This window comes from Psychroserpens luteus (genome assembly GCF_015319355.1).
Taxonomy (GTDB): Bacteria; Bacteroidota; Bacteroidia; order Flavobacteriales; family Flavobacteriaceae; genus Psychroserpens; species Psychroserpens luteus.
In genome coordinates, this window is record NZ_JADILU010000002.1 from 509815 (window position 1) to 527054 (window position 17240).

13 protein-coding genes are annotated in these 17240 nt (G+C 30.7%); 7 read left to right on the top strand and 6 right to left on the bottom strand.

The window, feature by feature from the left end; all coding sequences use genetic code 11:
• Nucleotides 1-11: 11 nt before the first annotated feature.
• Complete coding sequence (pta, locus tag IM744_RS05875) at nucleotides 12-2120, bottom strand: phosphate acetyltransferase (protein WP_194507173.1); 2109 nt, start codon at nucleotides 2118-2120, stop codon at nucleotides 12-14.
• Nucleotides 2121-2442: 322 nt separating this feature from the next.
• Between pta and IM744_RS05880 the strand changes: the two genes are divergently transcribed.
• Nucleotides 2443-3762 carry a sensor histidine kinase gene (locus IM744_RS05880; protein WP_194507174.1) on the top strand — a complete coding sequence of 440 codons (1320 nt, stop codon included), beginning with the start codon at nucleotides 2443-2445 and terminating at the stop codon, nucleotides 3760-3762.
• A 175-nt stretch (nucleotides 3763-3937) separates the two neighbouring features.
• Complete coding sequence (locus tag IM744_RS05885) at nucleotides 3938-6148, top strand: response regulator (protein ID WP_194507175.1); 2211 nt, start codon at nucleotides 3938-3940, stop codon at nucleotides 6146-6148.
• Between the two features lie 92 nt (nucleotides 6149-6240).
• On the opposite strand, the gene IM744_RS05890 is transcribed toward IM744_RS05885, so the two are convergent.
• The 5 genes from IM744_RS05890 to IM744_RS05910 form a co-directional block, all read right to left on the bottom strand.
• Nucleotides 6241-6969: a LytR/AlgR family response regulator transcription factor gene (locus tag IM744_RS05890; RefSeq protein WP_194507176.1), complete on the bottom strand. Its 729-nt coding sequence runs from the start codon at nucleotides 6967-6969 to the stop codon at nucleotides 6241-6243.
• 4 nt (nucleotides 6970-6973) lie between these two features.
• Nucleotides 6974-7999 (bottom strand): sensor histidine kinase, encoded by a 1026-nt coding sequence (locus IM744_RS05895; RefSeq protein ID WP_194507177.1) that lies wholly within the window; start codon nucleotides 7997-7999, stop codon nucleotides 6974-6976.
• 29 nt (nucleotides 8000-8028) lie between these two features.
• A complete protein-coding gene (locus IM744_RS05900; protein ID WP_194507178.1) occupies nucleotides 8029-8382 on the bottom strand; it encodes a DUF4907 domain-containing protein in 354 nt (117 codons plus the stop codon).
• A gap of 117 nt (nucleotides 8383-8499) precedes the next feature.
• On the bottom strand, nucleotides 8500-9498 hold the full coding sequence (locus IM744_RS05905; protein WP_241738291.1) for a Kelch repeat-containing protein: 999 nt from the start codon (nucleotides 9496-9498) through the stop codon (nucleotides 8500-8502).
• Between the two features lie 12 nt (nucleotides 9499-9510).
• Entirely contained in the window at nucleotides 9511-10419 is a 909-nt protein-coding gene (locus IM744_RS05910) for a hypothetical protein (RefSeq protein ID WP_194507180.1), read from the bottom strand.
• Between the two features lie 214 nt (nucleotides 10420-10633).
• On the opposite strand from IM744_RS05910, the gene IM744_RS05915 reads away from it, so the two are divergent.
• From IM744_RS05915 to vgrG, 5 genes are all read left to right on the top strand, one after another.
• The gene (locus IM744_RS05915; protein WP_194507181.1) at nucleotides 10634-11932 is read left to right on the top strand and encodes a DUF4270 family protein; all 1299 of its coding nucleotides are present in this window, start codon (nucleotides 10634-10636) and stop codon (nucleotides 11930-11932) included.
• Nucleotides 11925-13160 (top strand): hypothetical protein, encoded by a 1236-nt coding sequence (locus tag IM744_RS05920; protein WP_194507182.1) that lies wholly within the window; start codon nucleotides 11925-11927, stop codon nucleotides 13158-13160. The genes IM744_RS05915 and IM744_RS05920 overlap by 8 nt, the downstream gene beginning before the upstream one ends.
• A gap of 399 nt (nucleotides 13161-13559) precedes the next feature.
• Nucleotides 13560-13901 (top strand): hypothetical protein, encoded by a 342-nt coding sequence (locus IM744_RS05925; RefSeq protein ID WP_194507183.1) that lies wholly within the window; start codon nucleotides 13560-13562, stop codon nucleotides 13899-13901.
• 11 nt (nucleotides 13902-13912) lie between these two features.
• Nucleotides 13913-15472 carry an FAD-binding protein gene (locus IM744_RS05930; RefSeq protein ID WP_194507184.1) on the top strand — a complete coding sequence of 520 codons (1560 nt, stop codon included), beginning with the start codon at nucleotides 13913-13915 and terminating at the stop codon, nucleotides 15470-15472.
• Between the two features lie 13 nt (nucleotides 15473-15485).
• Nucleotides 15486-17237 (top strand): type VI secretion system tip protein VgrG, encoded by a 1752-nt coding sequence (gene vgrG / locus IM744_RS05935; RefSeq protein ID WP_194507185.1) that lies wholly within the window; start codon nucleotides 15486-15488, stop codon nucleotides 17235-17237.
• Nucleotides 17238-17240 lie beyond the last annotated feature (3 nt).

Consider the following 17240-nt stretch of genomic DNA (forward strand, 5'->3'; position numbering starts at 1 on the left):
ATTATTTTATATTAAAAGTCTTGAGCTTGTATTGCTGTTACAATTACTGTATTAAAAATATCATCTGTAGTACAGCCTCTACTTAAATCGTTAACAGGTTTGTTAAGTCCTTGTATTATTGGTCCAATGGCTAATGCCTTCGTTTCTCTTTGTACTGCTTTATAGGTGTTATTTCCTGTGTTTAAATCTGGGAAAATAAAAACATTTGCCTGACCTGCAACTTCTGAGTTTGGTAGTTTTATTTTACCAACATTGATATCGACAGCAGCATCATATTGTATTGGTCCTTCAACTTTTAAATCTGGACGTTTTGCTTTAATAAGCACTGTAGCAGCTCTTACGTTTTCAACATCTTCACCAACTCCAGATGTTCCAGAAGAGTAGGAGAGCATGGCTATTTTGGGATCAATACCAAATGCGCTACTTGTTTTTGCTGAAGAAATTGCAATTTCAGATAATTGCTCTGCTGTAGGATTTGGATTAATAGCACAATCACCATAAACCGAAACTCGATCTTCTAAGCACATAAAAAATACAGAAGACACAATAGACGTTTCAGGTTTTGTTTTTATAAATTGTAATGCAGGTCTAATCGTATGCTGTGTCGTATGCACTGCTCCAGAGACCATACCATCTGCATCTCCTTTATAAACCATCATAGTTCCATAATAAGATACATCTTCCATTAAATCTTGTGCCATTGCTAAATTGACATTTTTATGTTTACGCAGTTCATAAAGTGTTTCAGCATAAGCTTCAAATTGCGGAGACTCAATAGGATTTATAATCGTAATTAGGTTTAAATCTAGAACTAAATCTAATGCTATGATTTTTTCTTCTATATGTTTTCTATCACCAAGCAATGTAATTTCAACAGCATCTAAATCTACCAATTGTTTTGTTGCTCTTAAAACACGTTCATCAAGACCTTCAGGTAAAACAATATGTTTTTTATTTGATTTTGCTTGTTTCAATAAGTTATACTGAAACATTCTAGGTGTCACACCTTTTGTTTTAAAAGTAATTAATCGTTCTACAAGCGCGTCTACTTTAACGTGCTGTTCAAAATCGTTTATAGAAGTCTGAATCTTTTCAGTATTTTCAGCATAAATTTGTGATTTAATTTTGCCAATATTATTTACTACGGAAAACGTTCCGCCTTGAGCAGAAATAATAGGTACGATATCAGAAAGTCCTTCAATTAGTTTAATTATGGAATTTTCAGGAGTTAATCCACCAGTTAAAACAATACCAGAAACCGAAGGGTAATTTTCAGAAATATTGGCTTGTAAAGCACCCAAAATAATATCTGCTCTATCACCAGGCGTAATCACCAAAGCATCTTCTTTTAAATGCGTTAAATAATTACGAAGTTGCATGGCGCCAACACTAAAATTACCGGCTTGATTGTTTATATGAGCTTCTCCAAAAAGTAATTTAGCATCTAATGCATCTACAATTTCCTTAATAGATGGATTAGATAATTTTGGATTTAATGGTATGGCATTAGCAATCACACTAGCTGGAAAACTCTTTTCCAATTCAGCAATTACTAAAGCGAGATGCTGTGGTTCTATTTTATTTGCAATCACAGATAGTACTTCAACACCTTTATCCTTAAAAGAGTCATAAGCCATATATAAATTACCAATAAGATCTTCTATCGACTTACCTGTTCCAGTAGCTAAAATAATAGCAGGAACACCTAAGTTTTTTGCAATTAAAACATTAATGTCAAATTCAATGATAGAGCCTTCTCCAACAAAACTGCTGCCTTCTACCAAAACAAAATCAAAGCGATCTTCAATAGCTTTGAACTTATCAATAATTTTCCCGATGATTTCATCGTCTTTATTCTCATTTTTCTTTTTAATGACTTCGCTTCTGGTATATCCATAAGCGTCTTCAAATTTTAAATCGAGATTAAAATAACTAATGACTGTATTGATGTGGTTATCTACTTCTCCTGCTTTTAAATCATCTATGATAGGTCTAAAATAGCCCACTTTTGCTGCTTTTCCCAATAACAATTGCATGAGTCCTAAAGATATTAATGACTTACCACTATTGGGTTCTGTAGTTGCTATGTAAATGGCTTTGTTGGTTGCTTTTTTATTCATTTTATATTGAAAATATGATTAAAATAGTAAGTGTAAGAATTAAGTAACAAATTTACGGATTTCGTCTCGGTTGTTTGTTGAATTTGGATTCAAATTAGATAAAATAAAGTATTAAAATTAAATAGACTTTTTAAGGACAAGACTAGTGACATAATATTAATAATATTGCTAAAAAGCTATGTTCCAAATCATAGTGTTAATTGTAACATAAATAAATAAGAAGTATATAGTGCTATTTTCTTAATCGTAATTTTTATAATAACAATGTAAATAGTATATTTCAAAACCAAACTCCAATATATTATAAATCGCTAATTATTATATGAAAAAGGAAGAGATAGTTGATGTAAATAAATTTTACGAAGACCAAAAAATTAGAAAAGAAAAAGATAAAATTATTGAAAGACAACTTCGTTTCCAAGAGTTATTAATTAATATTTCAACACAATATATCAATTCAGATTTATCAGATATTGATAAAATGGTTCAAGAATCCTTAAAACAAATTGGAGAATTTGTAGAGTCAGATAGAAGTTACATTTTTTCTTATGACTTTATAAATAATACGACCTCTAACACCTATGAATGGTGTTCAAAAGGTATTGATCCCGAAATAGATAATTTGCAAAACATTCCTGTAGATTACATTCCGCAATGGCTCGATGCACATAATAATGGAGAGGCTTTTTACGTAGAAGATGTGAGTCTTTTGCCAGATGATGGTGAATTTGGTTTACGCGCTGTTTTAGAACCGCAAGGCATTAAAAGTTTAATAACAATACCAAAGATTAAAAACAATGAACTCATTGGTTTTATAGGCTTTGACTCGGTCAATAAAATCAATAAATACAATGATAATGAAAAAGACATTCTTTTTGTTTTTGCAAATATGTTAGTGAATGTTATACAGAGAAAAGAGCAAGAGGAAAAAATAAAATTACAAGAAGAGAAAAAAGAGCAATTATTAAAAGATTTATCACTTCAAAATGAACAATTAAATGAGTATGCACATGTTGTATCTCATGATTTAAAAGCACCTCTAATAAACATTCATACGCTTGTAGGTTGGTTTATGGATGATAATAAAGACAAGTTAGAAGAGCAAGATTTGCATCCTCTTACTCAAGTCTTATTTAATGTGGAGAAAATGGATTTTCTAATTAAAGGAATTTTAGATTATTCAACCATAAATAAACTAGAAGCACAAGATTCGCTAGTAGATTTTAATGTAATCATTAAAGAAGTGTTACAAACAATGTTAATTCCTAGTCATACTAAAATTACGATTCAAGATAATTTACCAAGTATTACTGGTAATGCATGGAGGTTTAAACAAGTATTTCAAAACTTGATTCAAAATGCCATAAAATATACAGATAAAGAAAAAGGAATAATAAATGTCGGTTTTATTGAAAAAGACGACAATTACGAGTTTTTTGTAAAGGATAATGGGATTGGGATTAAATCCAATTATTTCGATAAAATATTTAAAGTCTTTACTAAATTAGAAAGTACTGGATCTTCATCAGGAATAGGGCTGTCTATTGTTAAAAAAATCATCAACTATTACAAAGGTACTATCTGGTTAGAAAGTGAAGAAGGTGTAGGTTCAACGTTTTATTTTACGCTATTAAAAAACTAATTATGTAATAATTTCCTTTGCGGAAGTATAAATTCTCAATAGATTTTTCGTTGTTCAATATGTGAAAACACAAGTGTTTACTTCTGTTTATTGAAAAATTATATTCATTAAAACACCTGTATTTATCTTAATAATTATTATTTTAACCGATATTTATACATCTTATCGAACTTTAATGCGAATTTTATTACTCCTTCTAACATTTTTAGTATTTCTAAACGGTCTTCACGCGCAAAAAAGTGAGAATAAATCAAACGTTTCAGAATCTGAAATCATAAGTCATATCGATTCGATTAAAAATCTAATGATTGAGGATTACTATAAGGAGGATTATAGCTCTGTCATCCTTGCTGCTAATGACGTTTTAAAACTAGCAGAGCGTAATGATCTGCCACGAGAAATTATTAATATTCGTAGTTATCTAGCTAATTCTTATCTCAATATCAATGATTCAATCAAATCTATTGAGTATGCGCAGAAAAATAGCGAATTATCTAAAACATTAAATGATACAACAATTATAATAGCTTCTCAAGTAGATTTAGGTAACATTTACTTAGCTTTTGGAGAATCAGATAAAGCCTTGAGTTCATTTAAAAAAGCCATACCACTTGCAAAAAAGCAAGACAATAAAATGGCTCTTTTTATGCTCAACTATAATATAGCCTCTATATATTTTGATCACTTAGAAGATCAAGAAGCAGCGAAACCTTTTCTCGATGCTGCCGAAAAACATGTTTCAGAAGATTTCAAGTATGGTCTTACAGGAGTAAATTTCTTTAAAGCTCAATATGCCTTTTACAATAAAGATTATGATTTAGCTTCGAGTTTGTTTCGTCAGACGATTACAATGGCAAAAGAAATAGAATATCTAGAATTATTAAGAAAAAGCTATGTTGGCTATATTGATTGTCTTGTAAAAAAGGGAGATTACAAAACAGCCTATGAAATAGGTATAATAGAAGATAGTCTTGTTTCTGCAAGAAGCGAAGAAGAAATAGAGAAATCTGCAAAAATTTTAACAGCAGGTCTTAACAACGCTAAAATACAAGAAGAACTTGTGCATAAAGAACTAAGTAATAAACTTGTTGTTGAGAAAGCAGAAATGCAAAAAAAACTCTTAGTTATTAGTGTTGTAGTTTCTTTGTTGCTTTTAGGTCTATTATTCTATCTACTTAGAGTCATTAAAATTAGAAGAAGACTCAATATAGAATTGAGACATAAAAACAAAAAATATTTCGCAGCTAAATTAGAATCAGAAAAATTAGCTCAGGCAAAATCACGTTTTCTATCTACGATGAGTCATGAGTTACGAACACCTCTTTACGGTATTATTGGTTTGAGTTCTGTACTAAACAATGATAGTAGCCTTAAATCTCATAAAACTGAGTTACAATCTTTAAAGTTCTCAGCAGACTATTTACTTAATCTCGTAAACGATGTATTGACGTTAAATAAGATGGATTCTAACGGAAAAACCAAACTAGAATCTAAGGCTTTTCTACTCAAAGATTTACTTAAAAACATTAAAGAATCATTAGAGTATATAACAGGGCAAACCAACAATAATCTTGTGATTTCTATAGACGATAACATTCCTAATAGAATCAAAGGTGATCAAACTAAATTATCTCAAATTCTTATTAATTTATTAGGAAACGCATTAAAATTCACAGAGCGTGGGCAAGTACAACTTGTTGTGAATATGGTAGAACATGTAGAAAATAACTTAACATTAAAATATGAAGTCAAAGATAATGGCAAAGGAATTTCAGAAGTTGACCAGAAAAAAATATTTCAAGAATTTGGGCAATTAAAACATCATGGTGATTTTCAAGGATCTGGCTTAGGGCTAACCATCGTACAAAAACTATTATTAGATATGGGATCTAAGATCCAACTAGAAAGCGTTGTAGGAGAGGGGTCAAATTTCTTTTTTGAAATGACTTTCGGTATTGCTAAAAAGGAAGCATCAAATAAAGGCCTTCAAGATAAAGATTCAATTGAGATGCTACGAGGCAAGAAAATCTTGGTGGTAGATGACAATAGCATTAACCTTTTGGTCACTAAAAAAACATTAGAAAATCACGGTGTATTTGTAGAAGTCGCAACCAATGGTCTGGAGAGTATCGATAAAGTAAAACAAACAGATTATGACATAGTACTCATGGATGTCAATATGCCTGTAATGGATGGTATTGAAGCTACTTCGGAAATTCGAAAACTCAATAAATCGGTCATTATCATTGCTCTTACAGCTGTAACACATGATGAACAAGAAGACCGCTTTAATAATGCGCAATTTGACGATTCTATTGTGAAGCCTTATAAAATGAATGATTTTCTAAAAACACTGGCTTCTAATATTGCTCAGGAAGAGGTTTAAACAGTTCAAAAATATAGATTTCTATTTCAAATTATAGAGGTCATGAATCTTCGTTTTTCGATGTAACAAAAAAAAGAAAGTGACTAGGGAAACTAAATATTTAATCGACTATAAACCATAGACTTATAACTTTCGCCAATAGGGATTCTTTCGTCTTTAATTATAATCCTATTTTTTTGAATGGAAGAAATTTTATTTACATTAACAATGAAAGACCTATGTACTCTTATAAATGTGTTTTCTGGTAACTTAGATTGAATTTCTTTAAAACTCATTAAGGTTAATATTGGTTTTGAATCTTCAGAATGAATTTTCAAATAATCTTTTAAACCTTGAATGTGTTTTATTTTTTTGATATCTATTTTTAGATTTTCATATTCAGATTTCACAAAGATAAAATCATCTTCATGAGAAGATGTTTCTCCTGTTGCTGAAGAAAAATTAATGGAGGCATTAATATTACTTAATCTCATCATTTCTGCTACGCGATTAACTGCTTTTATAAAACGCGGAAATGGAATTGGCTTTAATAAATAGTCAACCGCATTTAGATCAAACCCTTCTAAAGCATATTCTGTATAAGCTGTTGTGAAAATAAAATAAGGTACTTTTCCTTCTAGAGATTTAATAAGTTCTATACCCGAAATATTTGGCATTTCAATATCAGAAAACACTAAATCAATAGTGTTATTATTCAAAAAATCTAAAGCTTCTAAAGCATTAGTAAATGTGCTAATGACTTCAATTTTACTTAAAGTCTGGCAATAAGATTCTATAATATCTATCGCTAAAGGTTCATCATCAATTATTATACACTTCATTGTCTTATAAATTTATCGTTAAATGAACTCTGTAATTAGTTTTATTTTCTTCTATGATTAAATCGTGATTTGTGTGATACAAATGATTCAGTTGATTTTTAATATTCTCTAATCCTACACCAGAGTTTTTTTCATCACGCTTATGTAAACCAATTATATTTTCAACATCAAAGATCAATGTATTATCAAATACCTGAATTTGTATATCTATATGTGTATTTCCTTTATAATCTGTACCATACTTAAATGCATTTTCAATAAAGGAAATTAATAATAAAGGATAGATTTTTAAATTCTTGGTATCTCCTTTTATGTTAAGTTTAACAGCTTCGGTATTTTTAAGTCTTAATCGTTGTAAAGAGATGTAATTCTTGATATAATTCATTTCCTTTTCTAGAGATACTTGTTTGTCTCCTGCTTCATAAAGCATATATCTCATTAATTCTGATAATGAAATCACTGCCTCTGGTGCACTATCAGATTTACTTCTAACTAACGAATAAATACTGTTTAATGAATTGAATAAAAAATGGGGATTTAATTGATTTCTTAAAAACTGAAGATTAATTTCTTTTTGCTCGTTTTCCAATTCTTTAGCTTCACGATCTCTTTTGTAAAAGTCAACCACTAAACTAAAAATCCCACCTAATAGATAAATAGTTAAAGAAAACACAATAGGAATAGCATATCTTATTCCAAATAATCCTCCTCGCATATTTGGAGGTTTGGGCATATCCTTCAACTCATGAACTATCGTGCGCGTAATCAATTCTTCACTAATATAATTGTAGAGTACTAAAAAAGCAATTGAAACTATGATGTATAAAAATAGTTTTCGTTTCAGTAAAATATAAGGAACAAAAACTAAGTAGTTGACGTAGAATAGAATTGGGCGAATCACTTGCCTTAAGTATAAATCTGAAGGTATTTCACCTAAATCAATATAGGCAGTAAGTAAAGGAAATATACTAATACATAACCAAACTAGGATATGAATTGTAATTTCTTTAATGGAGATATGCTTTATCACGATTTGATAATTAATAGGCTAAACTAAATTTATATTTTGTCAAAATAGATATTATTAGTGTTTAAATCATCGGTACTAATAACAGGAACTCTATTTGTTGATAGTTTCCTAACTACAAGTTTTCCAATTTTTTCAGCATCTTCTTTGGTTTTAAAAACTTGTTTTCCTTGTACTGCAGGAATATATTCTTGACTGATAAACAAGTGATTATTGTTGTAGATTTCATAAATCCAAAAACTGTCCTTTTCTTTAACCTGTAATGAAAATGAAGTTTCTTTGACCTCATTGCTATCAATATTCCTGTTTAGGAAATATAAAAGTAAAATACTTAAAATTGAAATCGTTAAAAAAACAGCTATATAACTATATAAATTTTTCATCATTTTTATATTTAAAAAAAGAGCCAAGAATAATAAAGGATACCTATACAATCCTGGCTCTAGGGATTTAACTATGGGCTCAATCAAACCAATAGTCATCAATCAATCTAAAACATTATTTTAATTATCGTCGTCGTCTTGCTCTGCATTTGGAAAGAATTCCATGTTATCATCAAGGTACAAGGTTCCGTTTCTTCCTAATGCTACAAATGCACGGTCACCATTATTAAATGAAATAGCATCTCTTCTTGCATAAAGTTCAAACTCTGTTTTTTCTTCCCATCCTTGGGTTGATGGTGTATATTCATAAACAGTGCTTACGCTTCCTGAATAATCACCACAAGCTACATAGCCTTTACCATTTATTGAAAATGCAACAGCGTTAGATCTAGTTACATAATCATTATCATCTTCATCAATATCTTCAAGCTCTGTCCAAACTTCTGTATCTAAGTTAAATACCCAGAAGTCCTCTTCATAAACACCATTACTAATACCTGTTCCTAAATACACATCGCTATCAATTGTAAACGTAACACCATCTCTTCTTTTGTCACCTCCAAAACCAAATACTTCAGTCCATGAATCAGCTGCTGGATCATATTTCCAAAAATCTTTTTTATCACTTCCGTCATAACCTGTACCAACATAACCAAAAGAATCTGAACCAAAACCTACTGCTCCATATCTTCCCGAACCACCAAAGTCTGAAATTTGTGTCCAGCTATTAGAAGAGACATTGTATTTATAAAAATCAGATAATTCTTCATTAGAATCTCCATTATATCCTGTACCAATGTAACCCTCGTTATTAATCACAAATGATACTGCAGAGCTACGTTCTAATCCAGGAAAATCTGATAATTGTTGCCATGAGTTGGTGTCCATATCATAACTCCAAAAATCTTTGTAATAATCATCACCATCATAACCAGTTCCCATGTATCCAGTATTACCTATTGTAAAGGCTGTAGAACTACTTCTAGCTTCTTCGTTAAACGTCGATTTTTTAACCCAGTTACCTAAAGTATCATCGTCGTCATCGTCATTACTACAACTATAAGACAATACAAGTATAGCACTTAGAAAAAGTAATCTTAAGGCTGATTTGTTATTCATTTTTTTCATTTTTTACTTATTATTTATGTTAAAACTAATTCCTATGTTTAATGACACCGATTCGTTTGAATCAAAATCATATATATTATTACTATTACTATTACTATCTTCAATAGTTAATTCACTTGCTGCCAAATAACCCACGCTAAAAGATGAAGACCAATTGTCATCAAATAAATAGGTATAGACTATTGATAATTTTAAGGCACTAAACTGTAATTTGGAGTTGTCAATAAGGGACTCATTTACGATGTTAAAACCTGAAGGGTTATTGGCATAAATAGATTCTGGTTGTGCTGTGATATCAATTTGACTTTGTTCATTAATTTTATAGTAAGCACCAGTAATAGGGAAGCCTATTTCGTATCTAAACTTTTTATTGACAGCTTTTGAATATGAAATCAAAGGATAAAAGTTTGGTTTCCCAAATAATGATCCATAACCACCACCTAATTTTAAAGAAGATTTAAGTCCATCATTATCCCAATTTTTAATAAAATGTGCCGAATAACTTAAAACAAAGTCTTCTCTAGTGATTCCTTCATTAAACGTTGAAGCCAAATATGGTGCTATAGTGGCATCTAAATTCCAATTATTTGCGAGTGCTTTTCTATATTTTGCATAAACTGATACATGGTGCAATTCTTCAAATGAAGTAAACATATTATGCATATTATAATCTTCAAATCCCATACTATGAGAAGTGTAACGCGCACCAAAACCTATAGTTGGTTTATCAAATAACGTCGTAAAATCAATGACTACAGATTTTTTCTCAAGTTCAATAGCATTCAAACTAGGGTAAATCTCATATTCTAGTGTTACTAAATCGTCAACACCAATAGTCGAAAAAACTTCTTGTCCATATGACACCATAGAAATTAGACTAAAGGCTAAATAGTATATTATTTTTTTCCTCATAGAGTGCGAACATACCACCTCAATCTATTACTGTAATTATGAAATAGACCTAGACTATTTTTTTGTAGACGAACACTGCTTTTTAATCTACAAATCCATCAATACCTTTTTATAGTATAAAAAGCCCATTTTGTAGACAAATACTAACCTTAGGTATATTAGACTTTTAATTAGTTTAAATGGTTAGTTGATTTGTAGAAATTCTACAATACAAATGAATACATCATATTTAAAACTATTTTCTATAATTGTCATTCTGATGATTATGATTTCATGTTCTACAGACACTGAAGAAGAAACCCTACTGGCTGGCGAAGACTTTACAAGTACTAATATTAGAGTCTTGTCTATAGATACCTTTTCGGTGCAATTGTCTACAATGAAATTCGATTCTATTACAACATCTGGAGGCGATAGACTCTTAGCAGGAAAGTATATAGATGAGGATATGGGAATTGTAAATTCTTCAGCATATTTACAACTCATTACCTATTTATATTCCATAGATAATGAAGCTGTTTTAGATAGTGTGGGTTTAACTCTTGGTTATGATAATTACTATTACAATGATACCACACAAGTATCAACAATTAATGTTCATAAATTAACAGATAAGATGAGTACTGAGGATTCCTATTTTTATAACACTTCAGAAACCGCCTATGAATCAACACCTTTAGCGACCAAAATATTCGTGCCAACGCCTAACAAAGATTCACTTTATGTAACATTACCTTATGATTTTGGTGAAGAGCTATTTAATGATATTAGAGATAATAACATTACAGATGTAGAGTCTCTAAATCAAAAACTAAAAGGGTTAGTGATACAACCAGGTACAAATGATGATGGGTCTATTATTGGTTTTTCTTCTGCGAGTGCAGACACCTATCTTAGGTTTTATTACACGATACCAGATGAGTTAGAAAGTGATGAGTACACCTATGATATGTCTATATTTAGTTATTACAATCATATTGAAACTGATCCCACAGGTTTGCCTCTAGAGGTTATTACAGATCAAGAATATAACTTAGAGTCTTCAGCAAGTAATGGAATTAGTTATAACCAGGCTGGCACAGGCTATGTGACTAAAATTGAATTCCCTACACTAAAAGATATTTATAATATTAGCAGTAACGGTACCATATTAGAAGCAACACTTTATATAGAACCAAATACGGTTTCTCATTCTAACATTCAACCTTTAAGTGAAGAATTATTGCTATACACAATGGATCAAAACAATGACTTTGCAAGTCAAGTCACCAACAGTATAGATGTCGTAACAGGATTTCTTACTACAGACGATTCAGAGTTTAATAATATTGTTTATACCATTCCTGTAATTGATTTTATAGATCAAAAACTAAATGAAAGCCCTGAAACTGAGGATGCACTTATCTTAATTCCAAGCGATTACAACTCGTCAATAAATAAAATAATTTTTAACGACAGCCAAAGGTCTGGTTATAAAACAAAACTAATAATAACATATGCTATATATGAATAAATCTAATTATATAATTTTTGCTGTAATGGTATTTGGACTATTTGGTTATGCTCAATCTAATAATCTAACAGGATCGCCTTACTCTCTTTTTGGTTTAGGGGTAGAGAGCAATTCTGGCACAGGTAGAAATAGCGCAATAGGTAAAACAGGGATTTCTTTAGATGGTGATTTTGGTGTCAATCTATACAATTCAGCTTCATTTGCAACTTTAGGTGTAGATGAATTCATTTTAGATTTTGGTGGTGTAGCAGAGCTTTTTACACTATATGGAGATGATTTTACAGAGAAAACATCAAGTTATAACTTCACTAACATCTCTTTAGCTTTTAATAGTGGTGGAAAATATGGTATGGGCTTAACCATAAAACCAGCAAGCAACGTTGGTTATTCATTAACAGGAATAGAAAGTAATATAGAAGGTAGTAATGAGCAATTCACCACAAATATTGAGGGTTCTGGTGGTTTAAATGAATTAAGATTAGACTATGGTAGAAAAATAAATGACAATTTCAATGTTGGTATTAAAGCATCTTATTTATTCGGAAAAATAGAAGAAAGTGAATATGTAGTAACTTCAGAGAGTTATTTAGATGTCAATGAACAAAATTATTACAGTGGTGCACAAATTGGTTTAGGTTTACAATACAATTTTTTAGAAAATCATAATTTCGGACTTACTGTAGATTTTCCAACAGTATTAAAAGGAACTCAAGACATCATTATTGGTAAATACTCAAACTCTGCTTATACATTACTAGAAGAAACCGAAGGCGAAAGCATAGATAACTTCTATATCCCTTTAAAACTTGGTTTTGGTTACAGCAGAAAAATAGATAACTTACTATTATCGGCAGATTATAACAAAAGTTTCTGGTCTACAACAAATCAGTCAGATGCCATAGGAGATTATAAAAATCAAGATGTTTTTGGTTTAGGAGCATCGTATTCCGTAGATCCTACAAGCTACAAATTTTGGGATCGTGTAGACTATAGAATGGGCTTAAACTATAATTCTGGGTATCTAGAAGTAGATGGGCTTAAAATAGATACCTATGCTGCATCCATAGGTTTAGGCATTCCAATAGGAAAAAGATCCTTATTAAATGTCTCGTATTCTTTGGCTAAAAAAGGAACCACAGAGAGCATCCTAATTAAAGAATATGTAAACACTATAAATATCAATATTTCTTTATCAGATATATGGTTTCAAAAGCGAAAGTATAATTAAATAATAAGGACTTCCTGATATCAATTATTTAGGCAAATCCAAAAAATAAAATAGAAGACACCAACAAACTTATTTTCCCTAGTTAGAATTATTTATTTAATACCCTAAGTTCTTAATAGTCTTAAATAGACCAATGGTTCTAGGGTATTTTAAATCTTATTCAAAAAAAAGCATTCATTGGATGCTTTTTTTTATACTTATGTATTCCCTTTTTATTCTGAATTATCTTCAGGATTACCCATATCTAAATATTTTTGTATATTTATAACGTATTGTAAATCAATACAATCCCTTCCCTAAAAAATAGTTAACAAAAATGATTAGAAATAATGCTATTTCTAATCCAATCGCTTGTAGACCATAATTATTTGATTTTAAAATTTTACAAATTAAACCACCATGAAACAGATTAAATACAGCTTGATAATGATCAGTCTTTGTATACTCACATCATGTTATACAGTTAGATTAAGAAGTGTAAACGGAACTCCACAACCTGATCCATTTTCAGACAGAGATGACTATTATAGAGGAATGGCAGTTGTTGAAATAGATACAGTCATTAATATGAAACTTACTTCAAAAGATTTTACGTATCTCATTAAGGAAAGTGATAATTGTGAATCTGGCAAATTAAATATTGTTGAGTATCGCAATACGTTTGGAGGCGTATTACTTAGTGCGATAACTTTTGGGAGAAAAAGAAAAGTAAAAATAAAGTATGTGTGTGAAAAACCTTAAACTTAATTATTATGGCAACTACAAAATCAAAACAATTAAATGAGTGGGATACTTTACATAACAATGGCCCATTTCCTTTAAAAGTTTTATACCAAACCAAATTAGAAGGCGAACGAATAATGCCAAAAAAAATCGATCGTTATAATGATGTAGCTCTTGAAATCCAAAAATTAATAAAAGAAGCAAAAGATGCAAATGAAGGTTTTCGTGCGTATGGTTCTGCTTGGTCTATGAATAATATTGCAAGCCAAAAAGACCGAATGCATTTCAACGGATTCATGAACATATCAATGCCTATTCATTCGAGCAATTGCCATCAAGAGAGTACGTATGATCCCACCAATTTATTTTTATTTGAGTGCGGAAATACCATTAAAGAAATCTCAGAAACTCTAGCTGAAAATGGCAAATCGCTTAAAACAAGTGGTGCCAGCAACGGACAAACAATCGCAGGTTGTATCTCAACAGGTGTTCATGGTTCGGCTCTTGATGTTGGAGCAGTACAAGATTATGTCGTAGGTTTAAATCTCATTATTGGACCAGGTAAAGACGATATTGTATATATAGAACCTAAATCTAAACCCGGTTTAAATGATGATTTTATTAAGACTTTAAACTCAAGAATTATAAGAGATGATGATTTGTTTTATGCTGCTTTAGTTGGGTTAGGAAGTTTTGGTTTTATTCATGGTATCGTCATAAATGCAGAGCCTGTTTATCTTATAAAAAGGTATGTAAAAAAAATAAAGAAAAGCTTAGCGTTTGAACTTGCTAATACCATGGATTTCAAAAATTCGAGTTTTATAATTCCCGGAGAAACAGACGCTCAAGGTAAAGGAAACAGGCCTTATCATTATAAAGTATTTATAAACCAATACAGCAATGAACCAGATTGTGTAGTGGAAATTATGTATAAGAAACCATACAAATCATCTTATCCAGATCCATTTCCAATTATCAAAGAATCGTTATACCGAGATTTAATAAATCTCTTTGTAAAATTAGCCGAAAACTTCCCAAAGAGTATTCCTTGGTTGGTCAAACGGTTAGGCACTACAATTTTACCAGAAGTCAATGAAGAAACGACAGGAATGCTTAAAGAAATTTTTTGGGATGCACCTTATCAAGGTCCAGCATTTGCTTGTTCATTTGGAATAGACCATAAACATTCAGAAAAAGCCATGCAACTTCTTGGCAACCTAACCAGAGATGAAGGACCAATACCAGGAATATTTGCATTACGCTTTGTAAAGCAAACCAAAGCGACGATTGGTTTTACCAAATTTCCAATTACCTGCATGATTGAAATAGATGGTGTGCTTTGGAAAAAAACAAGAAAAATAATGAGTTTAGAAGAGTATTCTAGACGCATGATAGAAGTATTAAAATCAAACAATATTCCTTTCACCATTCATTGGGGAAAAAGTAATGATTGGGGATTTCCAGATTTGGTGAGTCATATGTATGGTAATGAAGCAGAAAAATGGAAAGAACAACGAAAAAAACTACTATCAAATGAAATGCAAAATTTATTTTCAAATGAGTTTTTAAGAACGATTAACTTAGATTAATAACAATTACGATATGGCAGAAACACTTCATCAACCAAAGGGCATCATTAGTTTTCAAATTAAGATAAATGGTTCAAATATTAGAGATATTGTTAAAGTTAAAAACATAGCAATCACAATGGAAGTCAATAAAATTGCTTCTGCAACTATTGTGATTCAAGAAGATTTTGGTAAGATAGATTCAAGTGAGGCTTTCAGTAATAGTGAAAGTAATGACTTTATTCCAGGAAACGATATAGAAATTGCTCTAGGGTACAATAGTAAAAACGAAAGTGTTTTTAAAGGCATTATTGTAACTCAGCAAATTAAATCTAAAGAAGACAATTTCCAGCTTATTGTAATATGCCACGACAAAGCTATAAAGCTGACTAAAAGTAAGCACAATACTTTATTTCAAGATCTGCAAGATGCAGATGTTTTAAAAAGTATTGCTGGTGCACACGCTCTAAAGCTTGACATAGATAGTACGTCCATAAAACATCCTGTTTTAATGCAGTATAACTGTAATGATTGGGATTATCTTATTTCAAGAGCTGAAGCCAATAATATGCTAGTCTATAATTATCAAAATAAACTAAGTATAAAAAATATTGACTTCAATATAAAACCAGAATACGCTTTTAAAGTTGGTGAGAATGTGATTGAATTTGATTTAAAATTAGAAAGTGAACACCTGTCAACAGCTTATAATATGACATCATGGAATTCTAAAACTCAAGACCTTGAAAAAAGCACTGTAATCTCTAATAAAACTTTAAAACAAGGCAATATAACTTCCAAAAAGCTCTCTGAAGTTATGGATACCACTACAAATATGTATTCACCTGCTGCACTTCATAAAGATGAAATGAAACTTTTACTCGAGTCCAAACAATGTAAAGCAGAACTTTCAAAATTTCAAGGCAACATCAAAATTGTAGGATCTTCTAAGATTATTGCTGGCGATTTTGTTGAGTTTTCAAATTTCAGTAAGCGTTATAATGGTAATGCTTTTATTTCAAAAGTAGTACACAGTTTAGAAGATGGTGATTGGTTTACTGAGTTAACCGTAGGTAAAAAAGAAGATTTTCAAACATCAAAATTATTGCCAGCATTAACAGGCACTCAAATAGCTAAGGTGAAACAAATTCATCAAGATCCTGAGGATAATTATCGCGTTTTAGTGAGCATACCAGCCAATGACGATATGAACATTTGGGCAAGAATTTCAATTCCTTATGCCTCAGCAAATGCAGGATTCTTTTTCTTTCCAGAAGTAGGAGATGAAGTACTACTGTCGTTCATGAATAATGATCCAGGGTTTCCCATTATTACAGGATCTTTGTATAGCGCTAAGAATAAACCCAGAGAGACACCTAATGAAACAAATCAATTCAAATCTATTTATTCTAAATCAGGCATAGAGATAAAATTTGATGATGTAGATGAAATTCTAACGATTCAAACACCAGGAAACAATACAATTCTACTTGATGATAAAAATAGAAAGATTAGCATAAAAGATAGATATGATAATGCAATTATTATGGATGAGACAGGGATTGTACTTAAATCATCAAAAGACATAAATATAGAAGCTATGGGAAACATAAACATTGACGCCAATTCTAAATTAAAAATGAAAGTAAAAGGAGATGCCACTTTAGAAGCAACTAATATTATGCAAAAAGCAAGAACTGAATTTAAAGCCAATGGTAGTGCTTCCGCAGAAATATCTGCTGACGGACAAACAACCGTAAAAGGCGCCATAGTAATGATCAATTAAAAC

Coding starts and splice junctions, on each gene's coding strand:
- pta (WP_194507173.1), bottom strand. CDS start 2,120: ATGAATAAAAAAGCAACCAACAAAGCCATTTACATAGCAACTACAGAA.
- IM744_RS05880 (WP_194507174.1), top strand. CDS start 2,443: ATGAAAAAGGAAGAGATAGTTGATGTAAATAAATTTTACGAAGACCAA.
- IM744_RS05885 (WP_194507175.1), top strand. CDS start 3,938: ATGCGAATTTTATTACTCCTTCTAACATTTTTAGTATTTCTAAACGGT.
- IM744_RS05890 (WP_194507176.1), bottom strand. CDS start 6,969: ATGAAGTGTATAATAATTGATGATGAACCTTTAGCGATAGATATTATA.
- IM744_RS05900 (WP_194507178.1), bottom strand. CDS start 8,382: ATGATGAAAAATTTATATAGTTATATAGCTGTTTTTTTAACGATTTCA.
- IM744_RS05905 (WP_241738291.1), bottom strand. CDS start 9,498: ATGAATAACAAATCAGCCTTAAGATTACTTTTTCTAAGTGCTATACTT.
- IM744_RS05910 (WP_194507180.1), bottom strand. CDS start 10,419: ATGAGGAAAAAAATAATATACTATTTAGCCTTTAGTCTAATTTCTATG.
- IM744_RS05915 (WP_194507181.1), top strand. CDS start 10,634: ATGAATACATCATATTTAAAACTATTTTCTATAATTGTCATTCTGATG.
- IM744_RS05920 (WP_194507182.1), top strand. CDS start 11,925: ATGAATAAATCTAATTATATAATTTTTGCTGTAATGGTATTTGGACTA.
- IM744_RS05925 (WP_194507183.1), top strand. CDS start 13,560: ATGAAACAGATTAAATACAGCTTGATAATGATCAGTCTTTGTATACTC.
- IM744_RS05930 (WP_194507184.1), top strand. CDS start 13,913: ATGGCAACTACAAAATCAAAACAATTAAATGAGTGGGATACTTTACAT.
- vgrG (WP_194507185.1), top strand. CDS start 15,486: ATGGCAGAAACACTTCATCAACCAAAGGGCATCATTAGTTTTCAAATT.